Source organism: Trichocoleus desertorum ATA4-8-CV12 (assembly GCA_019358975.1).
GTDB classification, from domain to species: Bacteria; Cyanobacteriota; Cyanobacteriia; order FACHB-46; family FACHB-46; genus Trichocoleus; species Trichocoleus desertorum_A.
This window is the reverse complement of the sequence record JAHHIL010000024.1, coordinates 31,891-54,950: the sequence shown is the minus strand read 5'-3', so window position 1 is coordinate 54,950 and position 23,060 is coordinate 31,891. Positions and strand designations below refer to the sequence as shown.

Genomic DNA, 23,060 nt, shown 5'->3' with positions numbered 1-23,060 from the left:
CCTAATCGGATTGAGAGGAATTCGGGGTGAGAGCAACCTGCTGCGGGCTGTGTTCAGATACCAGTGCTACGAGAGAATTGGTAGTGGTTTGGCTCCAGCTCACCAGGGCATTCGGTTGCACCCCTAATAGAACAATCAACGCGATTAGGGCGATCGCCGGAATTTGTTCCTCCCAAGTCACCTTAGGCAGATAGCTGAGCTTGTCTTCTAAGCGACCAAATAAGGCTCGGTTAATCAGAAGCACAAAATAAACGGAGGTGAGTCCAGTACTGGCTAGGCAGAGCAGCGTTTGCGCCGGAAACATGGTATAGCTCCCTTGAAAGCTGAGAAACTCACCGACAAAGCCGACCATTCCAGGAATTCCAGCACTCGCCATTGTCCCCAAGATTAAAATCCCACTGATTAAGGGCAATCCACGCTTGGGGTTTAACAGTCCTTGCAGTTGAGCCAAATCGCGGCTACCTGTTTTGGTTTCAATCACACCCACTAGATAGAACAGGAGTGCCAAGATCAAGCCATGAGCCACCATCTGACAAACTGCACCCAAGAGGCTCAGGTTAGTCGCCGCCGCACTAGCCAGCAACACATAGCTGAGGTGGGAGACAGAACTGTAGGCGATCATCTTCTTCATGTCGGTCTGAGCGATCGCGACTAAAGCGCCATAGAGAGAAGTGACAACAGCCGCCGTAGCCAACCAAGGTGCCACGACATTCCAAGCATCGGGAAACAAAGCAAGACCAAATCGGATCAGGCCATAGGTGCCCAGTTTGGAAACGATTCCACCCAAAAGGATTGAAACAGGTGTGGAAGCTTCCACATAGGCATCCGGTAACCAAGTATGGAACGGCACCAGCGGCATTTTGATGCCAAAGCCCAGAATCAGAATCGAGAGCAATATGAGTTGTAGTCCCATCGGTAAAGAAGATGCCAACGCTTCCACTTCCACCGTGAAGGTGCTCGATCCACTCGCCCAAGCCCAAGCTAAGAATCCAACCAGCAAGACAATCCCAGACAGCGCTTGGTAAATCAGGAACTTGGTCGCTGCATATCCCCGGCGATCGCCACCCCAAATCACGATTAGTAAATAGATGGGAATCAGCTCTAACTCGTAGAACAAGAAGAATAACAGCAAGTTTTGGGCCAGAAAGGCTCCTGCTACCGCCGCACTGAGCAAGAAAATTAGTGAGTAGAACAGTCGAGGGCGGGACACTTGCTCAGGAGTGCTTTGAATTGCGATCCAAATTAGGAATCCATTCAGCACCACCAACGGCAACGACAAGCCATCCACTCCTAGGCGATAGTCGAGACCCAGGGGAGCAATCCAACTAATATGTTCTTGAAATTGCATCCCTGAGCTGTGAAAGTCGAAGTTGATCGCCAAGAATACCGTGGCGAGAAAAGTCAGACCCGCGATCGCCCAAGCCACAAAATGCGATCGCTGTGGACTCCAGGTTTGCGGCCAAAATCCGATTAAAGCAGCGCCCACCACAGGCAGCCAAATGATTGTACTGAGCATGACGCAATTCGCTCCAGCAAGGTGAATCAATTAAACTAACGTGATTGTTCCAGCATCCAAGTCGTAGTAAGCGCCCACGATTTTCAGTTGTCCCGATGCAATTAGATCGGCTAGTACTGGGGAAGCTTTGAGATTGTCAACTTGTAGCAACACATTGGCTTTCACTGCCTTTGCCAGCGGATCACCTGTAAACTTTTTGGTGCGACTTAGAGCAGGTTTAATCGCATCAATCAACTTGCCAATTTGTCCTGGTACCTGGGCACCCTTGATTGTGGCTTCTACGGCTCCGCAGCGTTCATGACCGACCACCATAATTACTTTGGTGCCAAGTACCGCTGCGCCAAACTCTAGACTGCCAACCTCTTCAGGAGTTGCGACATTACCTGCAACACGGCAGACAAATAAGTCACCAAATCCTTGGTCGAGAACAATTTCTGCTGGAATGCGGGAATCGGCGCAGCTCAGAACGGCAGCAAAGGGATTTTGGCCTTTAGCCACTTCCTGTACTCTGGCCCAATCTTGACGCGGATATTCTAACTTACGGGTCACAAAGCGCTTGTTGCCATCCATTAATAATTTCAGCGCTTGATCAGGGGTGGGATTGTCTTTACTGACTTTTGCTTTGGCAGCGGCTGGTTTGGTGGTGGCTGGTTTGGCAGCAGCTGGTTCAGTCGCCTGAGACTTAGAACCCAAACCAACGGCGATCGCCCCACTGCCCAAAGCTCCCGCACCAAACTTCAACATGTTCCGACGGGAAAGCTGTTTCCGAACACTCATCACGATTGATCCTTTTATGCTTACAAATGCTGTCAACGAGAAGCCAAAAATGCTGCGGTCTAGAACGACCAACTGACTAAAAATCCGAGCGCAATCAAACTGGAAATGACCAACAGAACGTATAACTGCGACTGACCAGACGCGGTATACCGCAACGCTTGACCACTAAACAAGGTCACGAAGCCTACTGCATTCACCGCACCATCAATGACATGGCGATCGAACCAAGCAGTCAACCGAGCGCTGGAATTCACCAAGTTCACAATTGTGAGTTGATAGAGTTGCTGAATATAAAAATCGTAGGCCAAAAATTCTTGCAGGGGTTGCCAGAACAGCTTTACAGGCTTGGGCACAGCATTGCCCAAATAAATTGCGCCACCCAAACTGACACCTAAGACAGTAGACCAGACTAGCAATGGAGCCAATTGCCTGTTCAGTTCTGCCCAGTTCGGCAACAGATCAAAGTGCTGTAAAACTAGCGGCAACAACAGCGTAAACACAGTCAACACAGACATGGGTAAAGCCATTGGCCAATGCACTTCGGGCGATCGCTCCGTCATTTGAGTTGGTTTGCCACCAAAGGCTAAACCAAACACACGCATCAAACTAAAAGCCGTCAACCCATTCACCAATAACAAGACTCCGACTAACCAAGGTTTTGTTGTCCATAACGCATCGGCTAGCTGTAAGAGTCCCCAAAAACCACCGAAGGGAGGGAGAGCAATTAACCCAGCAGCACCAATCAGTAGGGCCAAACCAGAGATGGGTCGTCGAGGCCACAAGCCGCCTAACTGAGTCAAGTCTTGGGTAATCGTGCTCCAAATCACTGCCCCAGCCGCCATGAACAACAAAGCAAAAGCACAGGACTGAGTTAATAAGAGTAACTGCGCTGCCTCTGGGTGTTGGGTGCCCACGGCGATAAACACAAACCCCATGTAAGCACTGACGGAGTAAGACAACGCCCGCTTAATATCGATTTGAGCGATCGCGATCAGGGAAGCCCCCAAAGCTGTCGCAGTCCCAAAGACTACCAGAGCAGTCAAAGCTACCGGAGAGAGAGCTAAAACTGGTTGCAGTTTAATCAGCACATAAGCCCCTGCCCCAACGACCACTGAGTTCCGCAAGATCGAAGCAGGAATAGGAGCTTCCATCGCTTCATCTAGCCATAACTGGAACGGAAACTGAGCGCATTTGCCTAGTGGCCCTGCAATCAAAGCTAGTCCTAGCAGTGTCGCCCTTGAGGGAGAGAGTTGGGCAGTAGCAGCCCATTCTCCTAGGTCTGTGAAATTCCAAGTACCTGCTAAGGGAAGCAGTGCGATTACGCCCATGAATAGGATCAAATCGCCGACTCGCTTGGTCCAGAAAGCGTCCCTAGCCCCAGTCACTACTAATGGCTGCGCAAACCAAAATCCGACTAAAAGATAAGTCGCCAGCGTCAGCAATTCCAAAAAGACATAGCTAAAAAATAGAGAATTACAGAGAGCTAAACTGCATACTCCCGCTTCAAAGAAGCCCATCAAGGCATAGAAACGAGCCCAACCCCAGTCCATCTCCAAATAGCCGATCGCATAGAGTTGGGTGAGTAAATTTAGCCCAGTAACCACAGCGATCGCGCCTAGAGTCACAGGAGACACCATGAAAGCGAGATCTACTTGTAAGCCCGCTGCATGGAGCCAAGGAAAAAGGATTTGTTGGGGTGCTTGTTGCCCAATAGCCTGAAGGGCCAACAGACTATGGGCAAACGCCACACTGGTCATTAATAGGTTGAGGTAGCCTGCGGGTCGTGGGCCAACGCGGTCTAACAATCCTGGTGACCAGGGAATTGCCAGTATCGTGCCCACTAAGGCATAGCAAGGAATCAACCAGACGCTCTGCAGGAGAAGCTGGCTCATAGCAATTGATTAATTATGATTAAAAAACAGGGATTACGAGCGGTTGGCTGCTTGCAAGCTCAGGAGGCACCTGAAGATGGCTTGAAAGCGATCAACTAGTTCGCTCTATGAACATCATAGAGTGACTTCGCTATAAGTAAAAGTCAATATGTTAAATGTTTTCCATAGACTTAAATCTATGGAAAGTGTTTATATGATAACAAAACGGCGATCGCTTAAATAGTTCTGCCCAAAGGGGGCGGCAAATTATTTGGATTTTAAGGGTTGCAGTATCGTTTGCGAAGCGTAGCTGGTTGCTAAGACAGCAACGCGATCTTTAAACGCAGAAAACTCTAGCATTTGCTTCGAGACTAGTGATGAGATGACCTGGAATTGGTGTGGTGAATCACCCAATAACTAACGGCTAAGGAAAAGATTGCGATCGCCAAGCCAATTAAATCTACCCCTGACGTTTTACCAAAATCCAAAATAATAATTTTGCGAGCGACCGCAACAATTGAAGTGACAATGACTAATTCAACTTGAATGACATGCTTTCGGAGATAAGCTGTAATATTTTCTAGAATCTCTAGAGCAATTAAAACATTTAAGAACAGCCCAAAAATCTCGAGTAAATCTTTACCCAGGATGTTGTAGGGTGGCAATAATAAGTCTTTGATTAGGACAACTCCCAAATCAACGATCGCAACTAAAATAACAATGACCATCGCGATCGACAAGGCTTTGGAAGCCAGGTTTTCCAGCTGTTTCAAGCGGATGAGAAAAGCTTCATCCTCGCTCCAATCAGAGATTTGACTTCTAATTTCTTTCCACATGCGCCTTCTCGTCCACTCTTTGGATAAACCTCTCCCCAAACCCCTCTCCTGTAGGAAAGGGGCTTTTAATCTTGCTGTCTTGATAGCAAAGGAGTGGAGGGTTAGGTTTCTATTAATTTTTATGGGCAATTTGCAAGGTTGCTAGGGCGATCGCACTGGCGAGAACCAAGAGAAAACTGGCAAAGTTGAGAGTAGGAGTGGCATCTTGGGGTACCCAATTAATCATGAAAAGCAGGCTAAAAGTTGTCGAAGCCATGATTAGATACCTCAGAAAACTCAGAAGTTAGCAACGTACTGGATTTGCAAAGAGATAACGGGGGATAGTGTATTCAGTAGGTTTATCCCACATCATCGTGGGCAAAACGGTGATAGAGAAAATCAAGGGCTTGGTTGCGTAACTTGTAGTATTGCGGATCTTCCATGATTCGGGCGCGATCGCGGGGGCGAGGAAAGGGGATGGTCATAATTTCGCCAATATTGGCAGCAGGGCCATTGGTCATCATGACTAAGCGATCGGCTAAGAATAGCGCTTCATCAATATCGTGGGTGATCATCAAGACCGTACAACGATGGTCATTCCAGATTTTTAGCAATTCTTCCTGGAGTTCTTCTTTGGTGATGGCATCTAATGCGCCAAAGGGCTCATCTAAAATCAACACCTCTGGCCGAACGGCTAGCGCCCGGGCGATCGCCACCCTCTGTTTCATCCCTCCAGACAGTTGCGTTGGCTTTTTGTCAGCCGCCTCCGTCAGCCCCACTAAGGCGAGATGGTCACGGGCGATCGCGAGTTTCTCAGCTTTAGACTTTTGCTTGTGAACCGCGTCAATGGCAATGTAGACATTCTCTAACGCGGTTTTCCAGGGCAACAGCGCATAATTCTGAAACACCACCATGCGATCGGGGCCAGGTTGAGTGATGGGTTGCGATCGCAGCCGTACCTCGCCACGGGTAGGGGTGGCGAAACCAGACACCATGTTGAGCAGGGTGGACTTACCACAGCCGGAGTGACCAATCACACAGATAAACTCTCCCTGCTGCACCGTCAAATTCACGCCTTGCAAAACGGAATAAGGCCCATTAGAAGTAGGGTAGACCTTGGAGACATCTTGAATGCTAAGAAACGGTTCCGAGGAGATCGCGCTCGGGCTACGTTGCTGGGTGCTACTGGGCTGGGAGTTGGTGTAAGCAAAGGTGCGATTGTTCATTGGTTGAATCTCAAATGATTATCGTTGGGTGAAGAGTATTTTGAAGTTCATTCCCCTAGAATTGGCTAGCGTGTGCATACAAGTCAGTCTGTTTGAGGTTACGCTTTGTCTAGCCCCCTAAATCCCCCAATTCTGGGGGACTTTGAAAGGTTTTGTTCCCCCCAGAATTGGGGGGGCTAGGGGGGCTGAATGCAGCATTTTGAGGGTAGTTGAGAGATGTGTGTACACAGTAGCCAGTATGGGGGGCAAATTACTAAGCGGCTGTACGTGTGGAGGGCTGAACCGCCACATCTGCAACGCTGAAAGCGCGTTTAATCTTCAATTGGTTGAGATAGGCGATCGGGTCATCTGCATTAAATGGCACCTGATCAAACAGTTGAATCGGGGTGCGGTTGTAGTTCACTTCTAGTCCTAATTCGCGAGCGGCAGTGCTGAAGACTCCAACTCGACAGACTCGTTCCAAAATTTCCACCCAATTACGCGGAAACGGCGTATCTCCCCAGCGGGCCAACTGCGTCATAATCCACAACTGTTCGGTGCGGCTGGGACGGTTAATCACCCCTTCGCCATAAAACTGATGGTGGGCATATTCTTGCATGGGGCGATCGAGGTCACAGATGGTGGGGTCATGCTCCTCAATCTGGATATAAGCCATATCCGTGCTGAGATACTCGCGGCGAGCTAGGATTTCGCGAACTTCTGCGGCATTGGCGGGGTCAGCACAATATTGACCTGCTTCGAGCAAGGCTTTGACTAAGGCAATGTGGGTATTGGGGTAAGCGGCTGCCCAGTCTTCTCGTACCCCCAGCACTTTACCCGGATGCCCCAACCAAATTTCTAGGTCAGTAGCAATGACGAAACCTGCGCCTTCTTCGGTAGCACGCATATTCCAAGGTTCGCCCACACAATAGCCATCAATCGTCCCTGCCTGGAGATCTGCCACCATTTGCGCGGGTGGAATCGTGGTCAGGGAGACATCTTGATCTGGATCAATGCCTCCCGCCGCTAACCAGTACCGCAACAACAGGTTGTGCATAGAAGAAGGATGGACAATCCCCATCGTGTGCCGTTGCTGAGCCGTACGCTGAAGATATTTCCGGAAGTCAGAGAGACTATACACACCTGCCTCATAGAAGCGTTTGGCTAGGGTGATGGCATTGCCATTCCGGGTCATGGTGAGGGAAGTAACTGTGGGAAGCGATCGCTCTTCATGTCCTCCCAGGGTTAACCACATTGGCATTCCCGATGGCATTTGCGCGGCATCCAGATATCCTCCGGCAATCCCATCCACAATGCCTCGCCAACTGGTTTCCCGCACCAAGGTGACTTCATCTAACCCATGCTTGGCAAAGAAGCCTTTTTCTTTGGCGATCGCCAGAGGAGCACAAGCGGTCAGCGGCACAAACCCAATTTCCAGGTTGACTTTTTCTAGGCCATGACGGGCGATCGCCGCAGTTTTCCTAGCCCGGAGCTTTTTAATTCGCTTTTGTTGGTTTAGGAAGTAGATAATTTCACTACGCAGGCTGTAGTAACTGGGATGTTCTACCACTTCCAAGCGCTTGCGGGGTCGAGGGATATCTACTTCCAAAATCTGTCCAATTTTGGATTCTGGCCCGTTGGTGAGCATGACAATGCGATCGGAGAGCAGCACCGCTTCATCGACATCGTGCGTCACCATAATGGCGGTGACTTGGTTTTCCTCACAGATTTTCATTAACTGTTCTTGCAAGTTGCCCCGCGTCAGGGCATCCAAGGCTCCAAAAGGCTCGTCGAGCAGCAGCAGCTTGGGCCGAATGGCTAGGGCACGAGCGATCGCCACCCGCTGTTTTTGACCTCCGGATAACATCGCGGGTGGTTTGTCAGCGTGGGGCCGCAATCCCACCATGTCAATGTGCTGTTCGATGATGGAGCGACGCTCACTCACGGGTAAGTCTTTCATCACCGAATTTACGGCCAGAGCAATATTTTCTCGCACGGTTCGCCAGGGTAACAGCGAGTAATTCTGGAATACCACCATGCGGTCGGGGCCAGGTTGGGCAATCTTTTTTCCTTCTAGTGTGACGATGCCTTCTGTGGGCAAATCCAGCCCTGCCACCATGTTTAGGAGTGTGGATTTGCCACAACCAGAGTGACCAATTAGAGAAACAAACTCTCCTTTTTGGATTTGCAGGTCAATGCCTTTTAGCGCAATATATTCCTGACCGTCGGACAGGTGAAAGACTTTATCAATTTGCTCAACGGCAACAAAGGTAGACATGGTTCATCTCGAAGGTAAGGTTGACAACGCCTGCTTGAATCCTCTGAACTGGCAAGGGCGTGAGTTTGGAGCGAGAAGAATGACAAGTAATGAAGCGATCGCCTCTACTTTTGCTCTGCGGGAAGAATCAGCGTCTCGATATAGGCCATTGCTTTGTCCAACAAGAGACCGACCACACCGATGTAAACCAAGGCCAAGATAATCTCACTGATTTTATTGGCGTTCCAGGAATCCCAGATAAAGAAGCCAATTCCCACACCGCCAACCAACATCTCTGCGGCAATAATCGCCAACCAGGACAAACCAATCCCAATTCTTAAGCCTGTAAAAATGTAGGGTAAGGCAGAAGGAATCAGGATGCTGGTGAAATATTCCTGTTTCGAGAGCTGCAAGACTCTAGCCACGTTGTTGTAGTCTTGGGGAATTTGCCGCACTCCCACCGATGTATTGATCAAAATCGGCCAGATGGAAGTAATGAAGATGACGAAGATAGCCGCAGGTTCGTTTTTCTGTAAGGCGGCTAGGGAGAGCGGCAACCAAGCTAGGGGAGGGATGGTGCGTAATAGCTGAAACAGCGGATCGAGAGATTTGTAGATGCCAGTATTGACCCCAATCAGGATACCCAGCCCAATGCCCACAATCGCAGAAGCTGTAAAGCCCACAGCGACTCGCTTTAAGCTAGCCATCAACTGCCAAAATAGACCAACATCTGTGCCCCCCCGATCGTAAAAAGGATACATGATTAAAATCCAGGTATCCTGCACCACCTGAATCGGGCCAGGAAGTGTAGCTCCAGGTAGCCAGCTAAACAATTGCCAAATAACTAAAAAGATGGCGATCGCGATCGCAGGTGACTTAATCGCCTTGAATAGGCTACCCACAGAACCGAACAGATCAAAGCTACGACGATTTCTTTTGAGGCTGATAGTCATTTGAAAAACTCTCCTTGATGTTGTTTGGGGGTCAGGTTTTGGAGCGGAGCTAAAATAGCGACTTACACACGTTTAATCTGAAGACTGTCGAGATAAGCTTGGGGATTTTCCGGGTCAAATTTGATGCCGTCAAAGAAGGTCTCTACACCCCGAGAAGTACCTTGAGGGATATCCGCAGCGGCAACTCCTAATTCCTTGGCAGCCTCTCGCCACAAATCTTCGCGGTTGACTGCATCAATAATGGTTTTGGCTCTCGCTAAGGTATCGGGAGGCAGGAAGTTCCAGCGCACGCTCTCGGTAAGGAACCAAAGTTCATGGCTCTTGAAGGGATAGGAAATACTGCCTTTCTCGCCTTTCCAATACAGAGGAGCCATCGAGCGATCGTCAATTACACGACCTGTGCCCATATCGATTTTGCCCATGTAAGGATCGAGGAGGACATTGACGGGCACATTGAAGTATTGCCGACCCGCTAGGATCTCTGACAACTCTTGGCGATTGTTGAAGTCATCGCACCACTGTTGGGCTTCCATCACGGCTTTAAGAATCGCTTTGGTAGCCTTGGGATGTTTGTCTACCCAATCCGCCCGAATCGCCAGATATTCCTCCGGGTGCTCTTTCCAGATTTCTGCGGTTAAGGCTGCCATGAAGCCTACTTTGTCAGCCACAATTCGGTAGGGCCAAGGATCTCCGGTGCTAAAGGCTCCCATCGTGCCCGTCTTCATATTGGCAACGGTCTGGGCTGAGGGAACAGGTAGCAGACTAATGTCATTATCTGGATCGATTCCACCTGCGGCGAACCAATAGCGAATCCAGAAGTCTTGGTTCACATGGGGAAAGGTATGTGCTGCCACAAATTGAGAGCCTACAGACTTCTCCCTGCTGATCAACCCTTTTGCCTGACTGGCATTTAAGTCAAATCCCACATCTCGATACTTATTCGCGATCGCAATCCCATTGCCATGCGTAACGAGCTGCAATAGGTTGTACATCGGGATTTTTTTGTTGCCCTTTGTGATAATTCCTTCTGCAATCAGGTGAGGCATCGGCATCTGATACTGCCCTCCATGCACGCCCCCGCCTTCAAAGCCCGTCTCTGTGTTGTCCCGCATGGTGCCCCAAGAAGACTGCTTATCAAGCACCACATCACTCATGCCATGCCGAGCAAAAAAGCCTTTTTCTTTAGCAATAATTAGGGGGGCTGCCTCAACAATGGGGATGTAACCCAGCTTAACTGTGGTGGTTTCTGGCCTTTGCTCTGGGCTCAAGTTAGCTGCTGAGACAGGTTGTACCGCTTGAGATCGAGTCAGCGAATCGGGAGGGTTTCCTAAACAGCCGTGAAGAAATACAGAACCCACCGCAGAGGCTCCAGCAGTAATCAAAAACTTGCGACGCGAAACTGAACGATCAAACGGGCTCATATCCTATCCTTAGAAACTCATCAGGTGAATAACGCAGCGGTTCCAGAAAAAACGCCAATATCAATCCCCTAGAGACAAAGAAGCTCTAGATGCAATTAAGCTGAGGCAGAGTTTCGTTAACAGATGACTAGACCTAATGCCGAATCATCGGTTTGACGGACTCCTGCCACTGGAATAGGTAAAAGTCGGGAGGGAAAGCACAACCCCAAAGCCTGCGATTTGGGACTGTGCAATGTGTTGTGGAAGGGAATTGGACTTCTCTATAGTCAAGATAATACTCTTAGTAATCCATAAAGAAAATACAATGTTTCCAATTCATAGCATAGATTTTTATCTATGTTAAAGTCCGGAGTATGATATTCGCTGGCAGCAGTGGGCGCAGCAACTAACTCATTGGCAGATGGGTAGAAGTGGCGGATGATGACAAGGGAAAGTCTTCGTAGCTGTTCCAGCGATGTCCATCATGGAGCAGTAAAGTCAAGTGCGAGGCGACGAATTCCAACTCTACAGGCCGATCTTGAAACTCTGGCCAAGCGGCGCGGAAGTTCTGCTTGGTTAAGTCCCGAAACGCTACCGTCATATGGGGGGCAAATGGACGCTGTTTTGCTTTCGGATCTTCAATTCCTAAGGCTGCTTCCAGATGAGTTAAGAGAGCTTGGTGCAGATTCAGCAAAGCAGGGGTGATTAAGACATTGATATAAATCACCCGTGGCACAAAGGCACTAAACCCGGATAATGAGATTGGGATAGGGGTTTGAGCGATCGCAAACTCCCTTAAACTCCGCTTCAGTGTGTCAATCTCATCCATTGACCACTCAAATGGAGCCTGTAACGTGATGTGAGGGGGAGATTTTTGAGCCGCTCGACTGGCGTAGTGCTCGGCGAAGTACTGCTTAATCTCATTCGCATAGTCCTGGATCGGCTGCGGTGGAACTAATGCAATGAAGAAACGACGTTTTTGCTGGTTCAAAGCGCAAGCTAGTCTAGATAGGCTACCTACAATTCATACACCGTTGTAAGGAAGACGTGCATGCCCTGGTTCGTGAAAATTGAAAAAGGTTTGCTTGATAAACCAACCTTTGACAAATATGTTCCAGCCCACAAAGCTTATGTTCAATCTCTAATCGAGAAAGGACATGAAGCCAAAACGGGTTACTGGGCTCAACGAGGCGGAGGGATGTTGATCTTTAAAGCGGAGTCAATGGATGAAGCAAGCGCGATCGTGGCTCAAGACCCACTTGTAGAAAATGGCTGTGTTGATTATCAGCTTTACGAGTGGCGAGTTGTAGTGGAGTAATTGCTGGCAGCAGCAACGTTTTAATTTTTTAATTGTGTGAATTATGAGTAAGGATAGTACCGGTTACAAAATTGTTAGCGATAACCGTCAAGCTCGGTATCAGTACGAGATTTTAGAAACCTATGAGACTGGGATTGAGCTGAGGGGAACCGAGGTCAAATCCATCAAAGGGGGACAAGTCAATTTGCGAGATGGATTTGCTTTGGTGCGAGATGGAGAAGTGTTGTTGCTGAACGTGCACATCTCTCCTCACGCCACCACCAACCAAGCGTTTAACCACGACCCCCGCCGCACGCGCAAACTATTGATGCATCGCGAAGAAATTCGCAAGCTGATTGGCAAAGTGGAGCAGCAGGGATTAACCTTAGTGCCACTAAAAATGTATCTGAAGCGCGGTTGGGTCAAGATTGATCTGGCGCTAGTCAAGGGTAAGAAATTGCACGACAAACGCGAAGATGTGAAGCGTCGTGACGACAAACGAGATATGGAACGGGCCATGAAAAGTTATTAGTCATCAGGCTTGATGAGGCTGAAACGAGACTAATAAGGGCGAACCGTGATTCGCCCCCACAGCTAGTTTAGATATTGGGTTTCTCAGTAGCTGAGTGTTTGTCTATCCAAGGTCGAGGCACATAGTAACTAGCAATTAGCGCAATCATCAACCACCAAAGCGTATTAACTTGAGGCCGATACCACACTGTATCGACGAGACCATGCACCAACATACCCAAAAGGCTGGCGATCGCAGCCATTAGCCAAAAGCCCTCTCGGCTCGCTAGGCTTCTTAGACGTTGCAGTTGCAGCCAGCCTTGAGTAAACGTGGTTAACAAGAGCCAAGCAAAACAAGCTAGGCCCACAACTCCCGTCTCCACCAAAATTTCTAAAATAATCGAGTAAGCACTCAAGGCACTGTAGCGAGGTGACACCATGTAGGTGGGATAGATTTTGTTAAATACAGTGTTGCCAGGTCCTACACCCAAGACGTAGTTGGGAAGCAGCCGATTATCAGGATCATCCTGGATCAGCCGAATCACCCCAGCCCAGACATTGATCCGGAAGTTATTGCTGCTGTCTCCCCGACCCGCAAAGATACTGGTGACGCGATCGCGCAATGGCTCTACCAGCAGCACCGCCAGCACTAAGAAACCTGCGACCCCTCCCAAAACCATTGGCAGCAGCCAAGTTTGCCAGAATCGAGGTAAGTAAGTACTCCACCAGTAAGTTGACAGTATTAATAAGGCAAATACAGCCGCAACTAAGCCAATCCAGCCACCACGACTAAACGTGAGTAACAAGCAGCTCGTGTTGACTAGGGTCATGGTCACGGCTAATGCCTTCGCGGGCCAACGTCGCCAAACAAAGCAAGCCGCCAGACTAAAAGCCACAGCAGGAACCAAATATCCTGCCAGTAAATTGGGATTGCCCAGATAGCTATAAACACGAGTGGTTTTAGCCAAGGGTGATTCTGGATCAACCCAAGTAGCTAAAGCAGTTGTGCCCAAGCGCCACTGCTGCAAGCCATACACACTGACAATCAGAGACACGTGTAAATAGAGCGTAATCACCCAAGAGCGGAGTCGAGGCGATCGCAGGATGCGTGCCATCAAAGCAAACAACACTAAATAAAGGGTTAGCTTGCCCCAACCCGCGATCGCTGCTTGCTTCACCGGAGATAGAGCCGTTGCAACTGTGGAAACACCCCAGTACAACAACACTAATAAATGAATGGGAGTGCTGAGTTTTGACTCAGAGGAGTCCGAAACGGTTAGAAGTGCCCAATAGCCAAAACAGGCAACCAACAACACTCCGAGCAAAGCATTAGAGACAAACGGAGCAAGGCCAAAGACCAAACTCAACAATAAAGCTCCAATGGGTTCTGACCATTGAACCAGCCAGCTACTCTGCCGCCAAGCTTGTAATGGACCGACTAATCGATATAAATAGCTCGCACCCTGCCACTGAGCCAGTGATAGATTGGCGAGAGTTAGCTGTTGCCATGCTAAGTTCATAGGCTGTTTTAAGCGATCGAAGGGAAACGGCTGTAGCGACCGCAAAGGTCATTGCCATTATCCCTAAAAACAACCCCTCAGCAAGCTGGCTCCGGAAGAATCCCGATTACTAGAGCGCTTCTTCCATATCAGCCATTTGCGGCAAACTGACCACATAGCGGTATCCCGCCTCCGGTGTCCCTTGGATCGAGATCTGCCCACCATGCATCTCTGCCAACTGACGGCTCAAAAGCACTCCTAGACTTTCACGCGAACCAACTTCCTGAGTAAATTCTGCGGGTTCTGGAGCTTCCGCAGTCGTCAGCGTGCTACTCGTAGTGCTAATTGCCAAACCATTGCTCTCTACACTACTATTCCAAGCCTGATGCCCCGAATACGCTGTTTCAGAGCCACTCGTTTCGGCAGCAGGAGATTGATAGGTATAAAGCTCTGTGTTGGGTAAGCTATCTCCTAGCCAAGGATGGGAAACCCAAATGGCAATATTCAGCCGATTTTGCTTCCGAGACACATGAATGCGGACAATGCTTCCAGCACTCGATGCTTGGATCAGCCCGAAAACTAAGTGATACAGAATTTGCCTGACTTTATTTTTGTCTAGCAACCAGATGCGAGGACCTGGCTCAATGCTCAGACGAACTTCTTGTTCGCGGCGACATGCAGCTTGCTCCAGAGTATTGATAGCTTGCTGACACAGCATCTCAATGTCTACAGATGCCAAGTTGAGAGTTTCAGCGCGATCGTCTAACGCCCCCAACTCCAGAATTTCGTTCACTAGCGAGAGGAGATACTGTCCACTCTGATAAACAATGTTGAGATATTCTTTTTGTTTGCTCGTCAGCGGGCCATAGATCTCCCGATTCAACACACTCGCCATTCCCATCACCGAGGTTAAGGGGGTGCGTAGTTCCTGAGTGAGTTGAGCCAACAATTGAATTTTGACTGGGTTGTTCAGAGGTGTCTGGGCTAATGCTAACTTTTCTGCCTGACTAACATTCCGGGCAGCTTGCTCTAACGAAATGGCAAGAGCACTGGTAGGAGCCGCACTTAACTCATAACCCGACTCATCTTCAACAGGGCCTAGGCGAGATTGCCCCTGAAGAGGAATCGCTTGCTGGGCTTTGACGAGGCGGTTGCGCTCAAATTCACTCATACTCCAGCGCGCTGTGAGTTCTAAGAACTGAATCTCGCGGCTCGTAAAGTTACGAGGAACTAAATCCATCACGGCCAGAGTTCCAAGGCAATTACCAACTGAGTCCAGCAAGGGGACGCCCAGGTAAGCCCGGATGCGATAGCGTTGGGCCAGTAAGCTAGCGGCAAACTCTGGGTCGGCACTAGTGTCATTGATCGCTAGAACTTGATGGCTCTCGATCACCTTGCTACAAAAAGATTCACTGCGTAGCATCTGACGAGAGGCCGCCAACTCATTCATCAGACCTAACCTGGACAAGCCTACCGCTGACTTAATCCATTGGCGATCTTGATCAATAACGCCCAAAATACAAACAGGAATGTCTAAGAAAAGGGCAGCTGTTTGCGTGGCCTCTTCAAAAACTGGAACACTCTCTGCCTCTAGCAATCCCAAGTCCACTAACGCTAATAAGCGTTGTTGTTCTCGAGCTGAGCTTGCCAAGCTGTTGTGATGAAAAAATAGTCTGTTTTCAGGGTTCATTATTTTAACCCCTACCCCCATACTTGTTGACCATGTGACTCATCTAGCTCTTACCAAGGGTAGTCAACTATACAGAGAATTCCCTAACTCTGTGCCTGACAAACGTGGTAAGCAAGAGATTAATGAAATCTATGATTAATCGGCAAATACTAAAGCCCTTAAGTGCACTTGGTATAAATTGCTAGTGTTTCTGCCCTCACTATGCCCAAACCTAGAGTGCAATCAACATTCTACATTCCGTTGAATCGGGTAGCTTTGAGCTGCCGTAGGACGCAAACTGTAACTACAGAACCGAGAATATACTGATGCCAAGAGCAAAACCACTAAAACACAGACTAAGAGCATGTTGAGAACTAGTTGAACCGGAAACAATCTTTAGAAATAGAGCGTACAAAGCAGAGGCACAATCAAGACTTGCCACCTCTCGCCACACTACAGTTTTCAGGTGGGCCAGTAAAATTCCCGGAACAAAATAAAGATTTCCTAAAATTGGCAGTATCAAATTATGCTGCCAAATAATAGGTTATAGTAACTCCCGTTCGTTATACATTTTTTTTGATTAAGGGCATATTCAACTCCTAGCAGACTTCCATCAGAGGGACAAGGAGGGTGGAAGCAGCTCCAACTCATGGCAAGCACGATTAGATTCAAGCACTATTAGCTATTAAGCATTTGAGGGAGGGAGCCAAGCTGGGTGAGCCAAGAGAGCAGCCATCACTCGTACGCCTCGTAACTGGTTAGAAAGCGGCAGATGGCCCTTTGGAGCGCTGAGGTTCCAAGTAAACCCTTGGGGATATCTTGTCCAGTTATTCGCTGATTTCCAACCAATTTTGGGCCAAAGCTTATCCCAGTCTTTTCCAACGCTTAGCCAAATTTCTCGTTGTACAGAAAAGCCAAATTTACCTTCGGAATGCACGAGCCAAAGACTATTAATCGTGTGTAGATCTGTAACTGGTAAGCTAGAAACTTCCGTAAAGTAAACCCATTTGCGCTGAACTGCGGCAGGGCCAGCTAATTCACAAAGCTTTTGTAAGGTGAGGCGATCGGCTGCTTCTAGGTCGTGTTGGGCCAGCAGTTTTTGCAGTTCGCTGTAGTCGATGTTGCGCTCTGAGCGTAAAGGGACAATGCCTGTAGGGAAATGGGTTTGGAGAAATTCTACAGTTTTGGGGGAGTTAGCAGCATAAAGCGCTTGATAAGCTGTGCCTTCAACGAAGGTTGCAACTGTAGCACGACGCTCTAGCAGAAATTCCATCAATAAGACTAGCCCTGCTTCACCTGCCTGAATGCTGTCTTGTAAGGCTTGCAACTGAGCCTTAGGAAGCTCAGACTTTAACTTGAGCCGGAGGTCGTCTAGTTGACTCGCTGTATGGGTTGCAGAAGAAAGATTTGAATCAGTAGTAAAACCGCTCATGTCAAGTTGCTGCAATTCATTCATGGACTGGAAGCTCTTGCCCAACGCTGGCTGGAAAAATTAGATTGAATCTTAATGACCGCGATCGCCGCTGAATAGCTGGGTCTCAGAAAAGTTACTTTATCCGCTGGACTGCAAAATTTGATTAATGATGGCAGTAGAGGAAGTGGGTACTTCTACGGCAACGAATTCGATTTGACCACCACAAGCTTGCACAGTAGAAGCTTCAGGTAGCGTTTCTAGCTTGTAGTCTCCTCCCTTGACGTAGACATCTGGCTCAAGAGCGGCAATCAGAGGAGCGGCAGTGCTCTCAGCAAAGACTACAACAGCATCTACAGGCTTGAGGGCGGCTAGGAGTTCGGCTCGCTGAGGGGCTGGAACAATAGGGCGAGCAGGCTGTCCTAGAGGCTGAGGCTTGATGGCTTGCACGGATTCGTCACTGTTTAGACCTACCACCAGCGATCGCCCCAGAGTTTTTGCTGTTTGAAGATAGCGAACGTGTCCGACGTGAAGTAGATCGAAGCAACCATTGGTCAGCACTAAAGGTCGCCATTGGTTTGGCGCTGCGGCAATTGCTTGCTGTAGTTCAGTCAAAGTGTAAACGCCAGGAATCATCAGTTAGCTTTGCGCTCAGCAGTCAATTCAAGTTCCTGCGGAGATGCTCCGCCCATTGCTTATCGTACCAACAAATCACTCCGTAACTCTGCTGAGCCTGGATTCAGCTAAGTTACTCGGCCTCTTTGGCTCCGGTGGGGGGATGGTAGCCTCTTTCAAAGGCAAAGCGTACTAGCTGAGAGCGGTTTTCTAGTTGGAGCTTGCTAAGGATATTGCTGAGGTGGGTTTGTACAGTGCGGGGACTGACAAATAAGCGATCGCCAATCTGCTTGTTGGTGTAGCCTTGAATCACTTCCCAAAAAACTTTTTCTTCAGCGGGGGTAAGGGGTAAGGGCGTCGGGCTGGCTTCGGTAGTAACGTTGGATTGCTGAATTAAGCGAATAATCTCGGCATGAGTGCGGCGCGATCGCTCCAGTTGAGCCTCAATTTTTGCGACTAACTCTCTAGGTTCAAACGGTTTGATTAAGTAGTCGTCTGCTCCAATATCATGCCCTTGGATGCGATCCTCAACTTCACCTCGGCTCGACAGAAAAATAAAGGGAACCAGTTGACCAGCTCGCAGGGCTCGGAGGCGGCGGCAGAACTCAAAGCCGTCCATCTCTGGCATCATGACGTCGGAAACCACTAAATCCGGCGAACTTTGCTCAAAAGATGATAGTCCCTCTACTCCAGAGCCAGCATCTTGAACGACATATCCACGGTTTTGGAGGTAGCGTGTTAAAGCAATTCGTAAAGTAGTATCGTCATCGACGACTAAAATTCTTTTCATCCAGGCTCTCACGCACGCAGTACAAACAGCTTAACAGGCACTCAATCATTCCCAATTAGGTTGTATATTAGTTTGCTAGAAATTGCTCCAGCGAAATCTTAGGTAAGATTGCTATCTGCATTTTGTTGCCCCTTAGCGACTTGATTAAGCACACCACTCCTGTTGTAAGAATTCCCTAGTAGCCACTCATTCTTAAGGTTAGACAACACAAAAATTCTTTAATCAGCTAAAAACTTACGAATCCAATTAATCTGTACCAACCCGCCCTAAACCGAAATGATCGTAAGTCTGATAGCCTACCAGAGAAATATGGGGCATTAGTAGCCAAGTCAACAAAAGTAACTTGGTTCAGATTGAGTGTTTTTTTGCCCACGCGATCGCTTAGCATATTCCCCTGGACCCTTTTGCTGCGTGGTTATCTGGAGCCGCTGTTAGGTTATGTACGAAAAGCTTACTCCCCCCGAAACTGGAAGCCGCATCACATTTGAGAACGGAGAACCGATTGTTCCCGACAACCCAATTATTCCGTTTATTCGGGGTGATGGGACAGGGATTGATATTTGGCCTGCTGCTCAAAAAGTATTTGATGCCGCCGTGCAAGCAGCTTATGGTGGCAGGCGTCAAATTGCCTGGTTTAAGGTCTACGCTGGCGATGAAGCTTGCGAAAAGTATGGTACTTACCAATATTTGCCCCAAGACACCTTAAACGCCATTAAAGAGTATGGAGTTGCCATTAAAGGCCCTCTGACAACTCCAGTCGGCGGTGGCATTCGTTCGCTCAACGTGGCCTTGCGCCAAATTCATGACCTTTACGCTTGTGTGCGTCCTTGTAAGTACTACCCAGGCACCCCCTCGCCGCACAAAAGCCCAGAAAAGCTAGATGTCATTGTCTACCGCGAGAATACAGAAGATATTTACCTCGGCATTGAGTGGCGGCAAGGTAGTGAAATTGGCGATCGCCTGATTAAGCTACTCAATACTGACCTAATTCCTGCCACTCCAGAGCACGGCAACAAACAAATTCCCCTAGATTCAGGAATTGGCATTAAGCCCATTAGTAAAACGGGCTCTCAGCGTCTGGTGCGACGGGCCATGAAACATGCGCTGCGACTTCCAGCCAACAAGCAAATGGTGACTTTGGTGCACAAAGGCAACATCATGAAGTACACCGAAGGCGCATTCCGCGACTGGGGCTATGAGCTAGCAACCACTGAGTTTCGCCAAGAGTGTGTAACAGAGCGCGAATCTTGGATTCTTAGCAACAAAGAAAGCAACTCCAACCTCTCTACAGAAGAGAATGCTCGCCAGATTGAACCGGGATATGACGATCTAACAGAAGAAAAGCAAGCCCAGATTCGTCAAGAAGTAGAAGCTGTGCTCAATAGCATTGGGGCTACTCACGGCAACGGCCAGTGGAAAACTAAAGTCATGGTGAATGACCGCATTGCAGACAGCATTTTTCAGCAGATTCAGACTCGGCCTGATGAATACTCAATTCTGGCGACGATGAACCTGAATGGAGATTACTTATCTGACGCGGCAGCGGCGATCGTCGGGGGCTTGGGTATGGGACCAGGAGCCAATATTGGCGACAGTTGTGCCATCTTTGAAGCTACTCACGGCACAGCTCCCAAGCATGCAGGACTCGATCGCATTAATCCTGGATCTGTAATTTTATCCGGCGTGATGATGCTGGAATATATGGGCTGGCAGGAAGCAGCAGACTTGATCAAGAAAGGACTTGGTGCTGCCATTTCCCACGGTGAAGTAACTTACGATTTGGCTCGTATGATAGAGCCTCCGGTGGAACCGCTAAAGTGTTCTGAATTTGCCGAAGCCATCATTAAGCACTTCAACGATTAGAAAAGGAGTCAGTAGACAGAAGCTAGAGGTCAAAAATCAAAGCCAGGAGTCAGAAATTTTATAGATTTTCTGGCTCCTGGCTCCTGGCTCTTAAATTCCTATTAAAAGTTTTCTACGGATTGGAGAAGGTGTTGATCTGACCTCCACCAATGTTGCGCCCTGGAACCCGACGAGGTACCGAGAAAGGCTGCTGATTAAGTTGGCTAGGCTGGACTGCATTGCCAGAAAAACCGGAATTATTGAATCCATTGTTGTTTTGCCCCTGAGAAGACTGCCCGAAGTTAGGGTTTAGGTTACTGCTGGGTACCACAGGGGTAATTGAAGGAGCTGTGGGAACAACAGGCTCAATGCCAGCAGGTACATTGCTACCTAGCTGCGGTTGGCTCAAATAGTTGAAGGAATTGCTTGGAGGTGCGCTGCTGACGCCCGGTGTTGAGCTGTAGTTGATGCCGCTGTTGCCTACAGGCGCGATCGCACCGGGTTGAGTCAAGGTTTGAGTCGTTGAAGTAGGCGCAGCAACGTTACTACCTAACTCAGCGGCTGTGGGTGAGCCTGATGTTGAGGGAGCAGTAGAGTTATTTTGCGCTTGGGACTGTTCCAATGCTCTTTGCAGGGCACTCACGGGTGCCGAAGGATTAGTGCTAGAGGTATTAGGTGAATTGAGATTCAAGCTGGGAGTTGGAGTTGAAATCCCAGATGGAGGTAGCAGAGAACTTGGAACTGCGGAGGGTAGACTGGAGGAACCTATTCCTGTCAACCCAGGGGTTGCGCCAACTAAAGGTTGACCTGGGACATTGCTAGCACTGAGAAGTGAAGAGCTAGGGGATGATTGGGGAGCTGCTGAATTGCTGTTAGGCAGGTTGCCATCTGGACTAGCAGCTTGCCCCTGAGATTTCAACAGTTCACTAAACAAGCTAGGTTTTGTAGCGGTCTTGTCGTTTTTTTTCTGACTCGCATCTTCTGCTTCATCAGCCGCAATTCCATTGAGCTGATTAAGTAACAACGGTAAGCTGTCGATGTCTGCACCAATGGCACCGTCTTCTAAGGAAACTGAAGGGTTAAACCCCTCCTCCACATTCGTCGCGCTCCTGGTGTTGTCAAACCACTCTGGATGTAGCCAATACTCTAGGGTAAAGAACACAATCAGCAGCAGAATGATGCCAGGTCCCCATACCATAGGCCGCTTGAGAGCCCGTAATCTGGCTTTTAGGTGACTCACTGGAGCGGGAAGCTGTTTCGAGAATGGCATGGCACTACGCGGGAAAGTGAAGGGACACAGAGCCTTACAGCCAGAATAACTGCTGTTTCCTAGATATCCAAGCTTAAATCAAGGAGTCTGAATGAACTTCATCTAAAAATTGACTTAGTTTAATCTAAGTTCAATTAGCTCCTACAGAACTCTGGCATCCGGAGGACTTATCCAGAATGCTAATCAAAGATTTATACATGGCATCACACGAATCCGGATGCATCTAAAACATCAAGTGTCTTGATGACGAAACTGAGTGCGCGCAGGAGTACTAACGGCACCCACAGGAACTAGATGTTTTCGCTTCATCAAATCTCGGTTTTGTAACTTGGCTCTCCACTCTCGAATGGCGATCGCTGTCCGGGTAATGGGAGACTGATACCCATCGCCCGCTCCAGGGGTATTTGGATGTTCTGGTTCAGGGCGATGGGGTTGCACAATCATGCAATTAGAGAGGGTATCGAGATAGGGCTCCAGATTAAGCGCCCGAAGCAAAGCATCGGCTGATTGATAGCGATCGCGTGGTGCATGGTGCAACATTTTGGTGAGCACGCGAGCAAAATGATCGCTAACTTGAGCAGAGCCTTGCCAGTCAATTTCTCCCGTGGCGGGGTCGTAGTCGAAATCGAAGGGAGACTTGCCTGTGAGGAGATACACACAAGTAACGCCCAGAGCGTAGAGGTCACTAGCAAAAACGGGTCGCATGGACAACTGCTCTGGAGGAGCAAAACCAACAGTGCCAATAAAATGGGTAGTAGGAGCTCGCTGACTAGTGTCCTCTAATCGGGCAATTTGCTCCTTAACAGCACCAAAGTCAATCAGAACCAGCCTACCGTCATCTCGGCAGCGAATAATGTTTTGCGGCTTAATATCCCGATGGATCACCCGATGGCTGTGAATGTAGCGCAGGAGTGGCAGCATCTCTAGTAAAAATCGCTTAACCACCGCCTCAGACTGAGGGCCATAGCGCCGAATTTCACGGGTTAGAGTAGAGCCACGGACGTACTCTTGCACGAGATAAAACTCGCCGTCCGCCTCAAAATAGTCCAACAGTTGAGGGATTTGCGCATGGCTCCCTAATTTGCTCAAAGTTTTGGCTTCCTGCTCAAACCGCTTCCGGGCTCGCTCCAATGTCAAGGGATCGTTGACTTTGAGGCATAGTTGCTTGATCACACAGAGCGGGTGATAGGGCAGGGAGACATCCCGTGCTAGGAAAGTGACACCAAAGCCACCTCGACCTAGAACTCGCAAAACTTTGTAGCGATCGCGAAACAACTGAACCGAACCACAAAGTTGCCCTGGTGCCGTTTGGTTCAGGATGTTAGCGCGGAAATTAGATAGATCTGTTAATGAAGGAGCCATC

20 protein-coding genes are annotated in these 23,060 nt (G+C 48.9%); 3 read left to right on the top strand and 17 right to left on the bottom strand.

From position 1 onward, the window contains the following. Position 1: 1 nt before the first annotated feature. The 10 genes from KME12_16795 to KME12_16750 all read right to left on the bottom strand — a co-directional run bounded on the left by KME12_16795 (position 2) and on the right by KME12_16750 (position 11,785). Positions 2-1,516 carry an NADH-quinone oxidoreductase subunit M gene (locus KME12_16795; protein ID MBW4489446.1) on the bottom strand — a complete coding sequence of 505 codons (1,515 nt, stop codon included), beginning with the start codon at positions 1,514-1,516 and terminating at the stop codon, positions 2-4. Between the two features lie 30 nt (positions 1,517-1,546). Further along, complete coding sequence (locus tag KME12_16790) at positions 1,547-2,311, bottom strand: carbonic anhydrase (protein ID MBW4489445.1); 765 nt, start codon at positions 2,309-2,311, stop codon at positions 1,547-1,549. A 41-nt stretch (positions 2,312-2,352) separates the two neighbouring features. Next, positions 2,353-4,185: an NAD(P)H-quinone oxidoreductase subunit F gene (locus KME12_16785; protein ID MBW4489444.1), complete on the bottom strand. Its 1,833-nt coding sequence runs from the start codon at positions 4,183-4,185 to the stop codon at positions 2,353-2,355. Positions 4,186-4,535: 350 nt separating this feature from the next. After that, the gene (locus tag KME12_16780) at positions 4,536-5,000 is read right to left on the bottom strand and encodes a phosphate-starvation-inducible PsiE family protein (protein ID MBW4489443.1); all 465 of its coding nucleotides are present in this window, start codon (positions 4,998-5,000) and stop codon (positions 4,536-4,538) included. A 112-nt stretch (positions 5,001-5,112) separates the two neighbouring features. Then, on the bottom strand, positions 5,113-5,256 hold the full coding sequence (locus tag KME12_16775; GenBank protein MBW4489442.1) for a hypothetical protein: 144 nt from the start codon (positions 5,254-5,256) through the stop codon (positions 5,113-5,115). Positions 5,257-5,338: 82 nt separating this feature from the next. Next, on the bottom strand, positions 5,339-6,205 hold the full coding sequence (locus KME12_16770) for a nitrate ABC transporter ATP-binding protein (GenBank protein ID MBW4489441.1): 867 nt from the start codon (positions 6,203-6,205) through the stop codon (positions 5,339-5,341). Positions 6,206-6,458: 253 nt separating this feature from the next. After that, a complete protein-coding gene (locus KME12_16765; GenBank protein MBW4489440.1) occupies positions 6,459-8,462 on the bottom strand; it encodes a nitrate ABC transporter ATP-binding protein in 2,004 nt (667 codons plus the stop codon). Between the two features lie 104 nt (positions 8,463-8,566). After that, complete coding sequence (gene ntrB / locus KME12_16760) at positions 8,567-9,394, bottom strand: nitrate ABC transporter permease (GenBank protein MBW4489439.1); 828 nt, start codon at positions 9,392-9,394, stop codon at positions 8,567-8,569. Between the two features lie 62 nt (positions 9,395-9,456). Continuing rightward, on the bottom strand, positions 9,457-10,815 hold the full coding sequence (locus KME12_16755) for an ABC transporter substrate-binding protein (GenBank protein ID MBW4489438.1): 1,359 nt from the start codon (positions 10,813-10,815) through the stop codon (positions 9,457-9,459). A gap of 385 nt (positions 10,816-11,200) precedes the next feature. Then, the gene (locus KME12_16750; protein MBW4489437.1) at positions 11,201-11,785 is read right to left on the bottom strand and encodes a 2'-5' RNA ligase family protein; all 585 of its coding nucleotides are present in this window, start codon (positions 11,783-11,785) and stop codon (positions 11,201-11,203) included. A gap of 60 nt (positions 11,786-11,845) precedes the next feature. Between KME12_16750 and KME12_16745 the strand changes: the two genes are divergently transcribed. Continuing rightward, positions 11,846-12,112: a YciI family protein gene (locus KME12_16745; protein ID MBW4489436.1), complete on the top strand. Its 267-nt coding sequence runs from the start codon at positions 11,846-11,848 to the stop codon at positions 12,110-12,112. Between the two features lie 43 nt (positions 12,113-12,155). Next, a complete protein-coding gene (smpB, locus tag KME12_16740) occupies positions 12,156-12,623 on the top strand; it encodes an SsrA-binding protein SmpB (protein MBW4489435.1) in 468 nt (155 codons plus the stop codon). A gap of 67 nt (positions 12,624-12,690) precedes the next feature. Here the strand turns inward: smpB and KME12_16735 are convergent, their stop codons facing one another. The 5 genes from KME12_16735 to KME12_16715 all read right to left on the bottom strand — a co-directional run bounded on the left by KME12_16735 (position 12,691) and on the right by KME12_16715 (position 18,585). Further along, a complete protein-coding gene (locus tag KME12_16735; GenBank protein MBW4489434.1) occupies positions 12,691-14,121 on the bottom strand; it encodes an IctB family putative bicarbonate transporter in 1,431 nt (476 codons plus the stop codon). 109 nt (positions 14,122-14,230) lie between these two features. Beyond that, positions 14,231-15,811: a GAF domain-containing sensor histidine kinase gene (locus tag KME12_16730; protein MBW4489433.1), complete on the bottom strand. Its 1,581-nt coding sequence runs from the start codon at positions 15,809-15,811 to the stop codon at positions 14,231-14,233. A gap of 643 nt (positions 15,812-16,454) precedes the next feature. Further along, positions 16,455-17,201 carry a GUN4 domain-containing protein gene (locus KME12_16725; GenBank protein MBW4489432.1) on the bottom strand — a complete coding sequence of 249 codons (747 nt, stop codon included), beginning with the start codon at positions 17,199-17,201 and terminating at the stop codon, positions 16,455-16,457. A 120-nt stretch (positions 17,202-17,321) separates the two neighbouring features. After that, positions 17,322-17,816: an adenylyltransferase/cytidyltransferase family protein gene (locus KME12_16720; protein ID MBW4489431.1), complete on the bottom strand. Its 495-nt coding sequence runs from the start codon at positions 17,814-17,816 to the stop codon at positions 17,322-17,324. Between the two features lie 112 nt (positions 17,817-17,928). After that, the gene (locus KME12_16715; GenBank protein ID MBW4489430.1) at positions 17,929-18,585 is read right to left on the bottom strand and encodes a response regulator transcription factor; all 657 of its coding nucleotides are present in this window, start codon (positions 18,583-18,585) and stop codon (positions 17,929-17,931) included. 438 nt (positions 18,586-19,023) lie between these two features. Here KME12_16715 and KME12_16710 point away from each other — a divergent pair, with 438 nt between their 5' ends. Beyond that, positions 19,024-20,448, top strand: coding sequence for an NADP-dependent isocitrate dehydrogenase (locus KME12_16710; protein MBW4489429.1), 1,425 nt, complete (start codon positions 19,024-19,026; stop codon positions 20,446-20,448). A gap of 112 nt (positions 20,449-20,560) precedes the next feature. Here KME12_16710 and KME12_16705 read toward each other — a convergent pair whose 3' ends face one another. Both KME12_16705 and KME12_16700 read right to left on the bottom strand, forming a co-directional pair. After that, on the bottom strand, positions 20,561-21,697 hold the full coding sequence (locus tag KME12_16705) for a hypothetical protein (protein ID MBW4489428.1): 1,137 nt from the start codon (positions 21,695-21,697) through the stop codon (positions 20,561-20,563). 231 nt (positions 21,698-21,928) lie between these two features. Then, the gene (locus KME12_16700; GenBank protein ID MBW4489427.1) at positions 21,929-23,059 is read right to left on the bottom strand and encodes a serine/threonine protein kinase; all 1,131 of its coding nucleotides are present in this window, start codon (positions 23,057-23,059) and stop codon (positions 21,929-21,931) included. Between the last annotated feature and the right edge of the window lies 1 nt (position 23,060).

Excerpts from the sequence above, each read along its gene's own strand:
- KME12_16795 (MBW4489446.1), bottom strand. The coding sequence starts at position 1,516 with ATGCTCAGTACAATCATTTGGCTGCCTGTGGTGGGCGCTGCTTTAATC.
- KME12_16785 (MBW4489444.1), bottom strand. The coding sequence starts at position 4,185 with ATGAGCCAGCTTCTCCTGCAGAGCGTCTGGTTGATTCCTTGCTATGCC.
- KME12_16780 (MBW4489443.1), bottom strand. The coding sequence starts at position 5,000 with ATGTGGAAAGAAATTAGAAGTCAAATCTCTGATTGGAGCGAGGATGAA.
- KME12_16775 (MBW4489442.1), bottom strand. The coding sequence starts at position 5,256 with ATGGCTTCGACAACTTTTAGCCTGCTTTTCATGATTAATTGGGTACCC.
- KME12_16770 (MBW4489441.1), bottom strand. The coding sequence starts at position 6,205 with ATGAACAATCGCACCTTTGCTTACACCAACTCCCAGCCCAGTAGCACC.
- KME12_16765 (MBW4489440.1), bottom strand. The coding sequence starts at position 8,462 with ATGTCTACCTTTGTTGCCGTTGAGCAAATTGATAAAGTCTTTCACCTG.
- ntrB (MBW4489439.1), bottom strand. The coding sequence starts at position 9,394 with ATGACTATCAGCCTCAAAAGAAATCGTCGTAGCTTTGATCTGTTCGGT.
- KME12_16755 (MBW4489438.1), bottom strand. The coding sequence starts at position 10,815 with ATGAGCCCGTTTGATCGTTCAGTTTCGCGTCGCAAGTTTTTGATTACT.
- KME12_16745 (MBW4489436.1), top strand. The coding sequence starts at position 11,846 with ATGCCCTGGTTCGTGAAAATTGAAAAAGGTTTGCTTGATAAACCAACC.
- smpB (MBW4489435.1), top strand. The coding sequence starts at position 12,156 with ATGAGTAAGGATAGTACCGGTTACAAAATTGTTAGCGATAACCGTCAA.
- KME12_16735 (MBW4489434.1), bottom strand. The coding sequence starts at position 14,121 with ATGAACTTAGCATGGCAACAGCTAACTCTCGCCAATCTATCACTGGCT.
- KME12_16730 (MBW4489433.1), bottom strand. The coding sequence starts at position 15,811 with ATGGGGGTAGGGGTTAAAATAATGAACCCTGAAAACAGACTATTTTTT.
- KME12_16725 (MBW4489432.1), bottom strand. The coding sequence starts at position 17,201 with ATGAGCGGTTTTACTACTGATTCAAATCTTTCTTCTGCAACCCATACA.
- KME12_16720 (MBW4489431.1), bottom strand. The coding sequence starts at position 17,816 with ATGATTCCTGGCGTTTACACTTTGACTGAACTACAGCAAGCAATTGCC.
- KME12_16715 (MBW4489430.1), bottom strand. The coding sequence starts at position 18,585 with ATGAAAAGAATTTTAGTCGTCGATGACGATACTACTTTACGAATTGCT.
- KME12_16710 (MBW4489429.1), top strand. The coding sequence starts at position 19,024 with ATGTACGAAAAGCTTACTCCCCCCGAAACTGGAAGCCGCATCACATTT.
- KME12_16705 (MBW4489428.1), bottom strand. The coding sequence starts at position 21,697 with ATGCCATTCTCGAAACAGCTTCCCGCTCCAGTGAGTCACCTAAAAGCC.
- KME12_16700 (MBW4489427.1), bottom strand. The coding sequence starts at position 23,059 with ATGGCTCCTTCATTAACAGATCTATCTAATTTCCGCGCTAACATCCTG.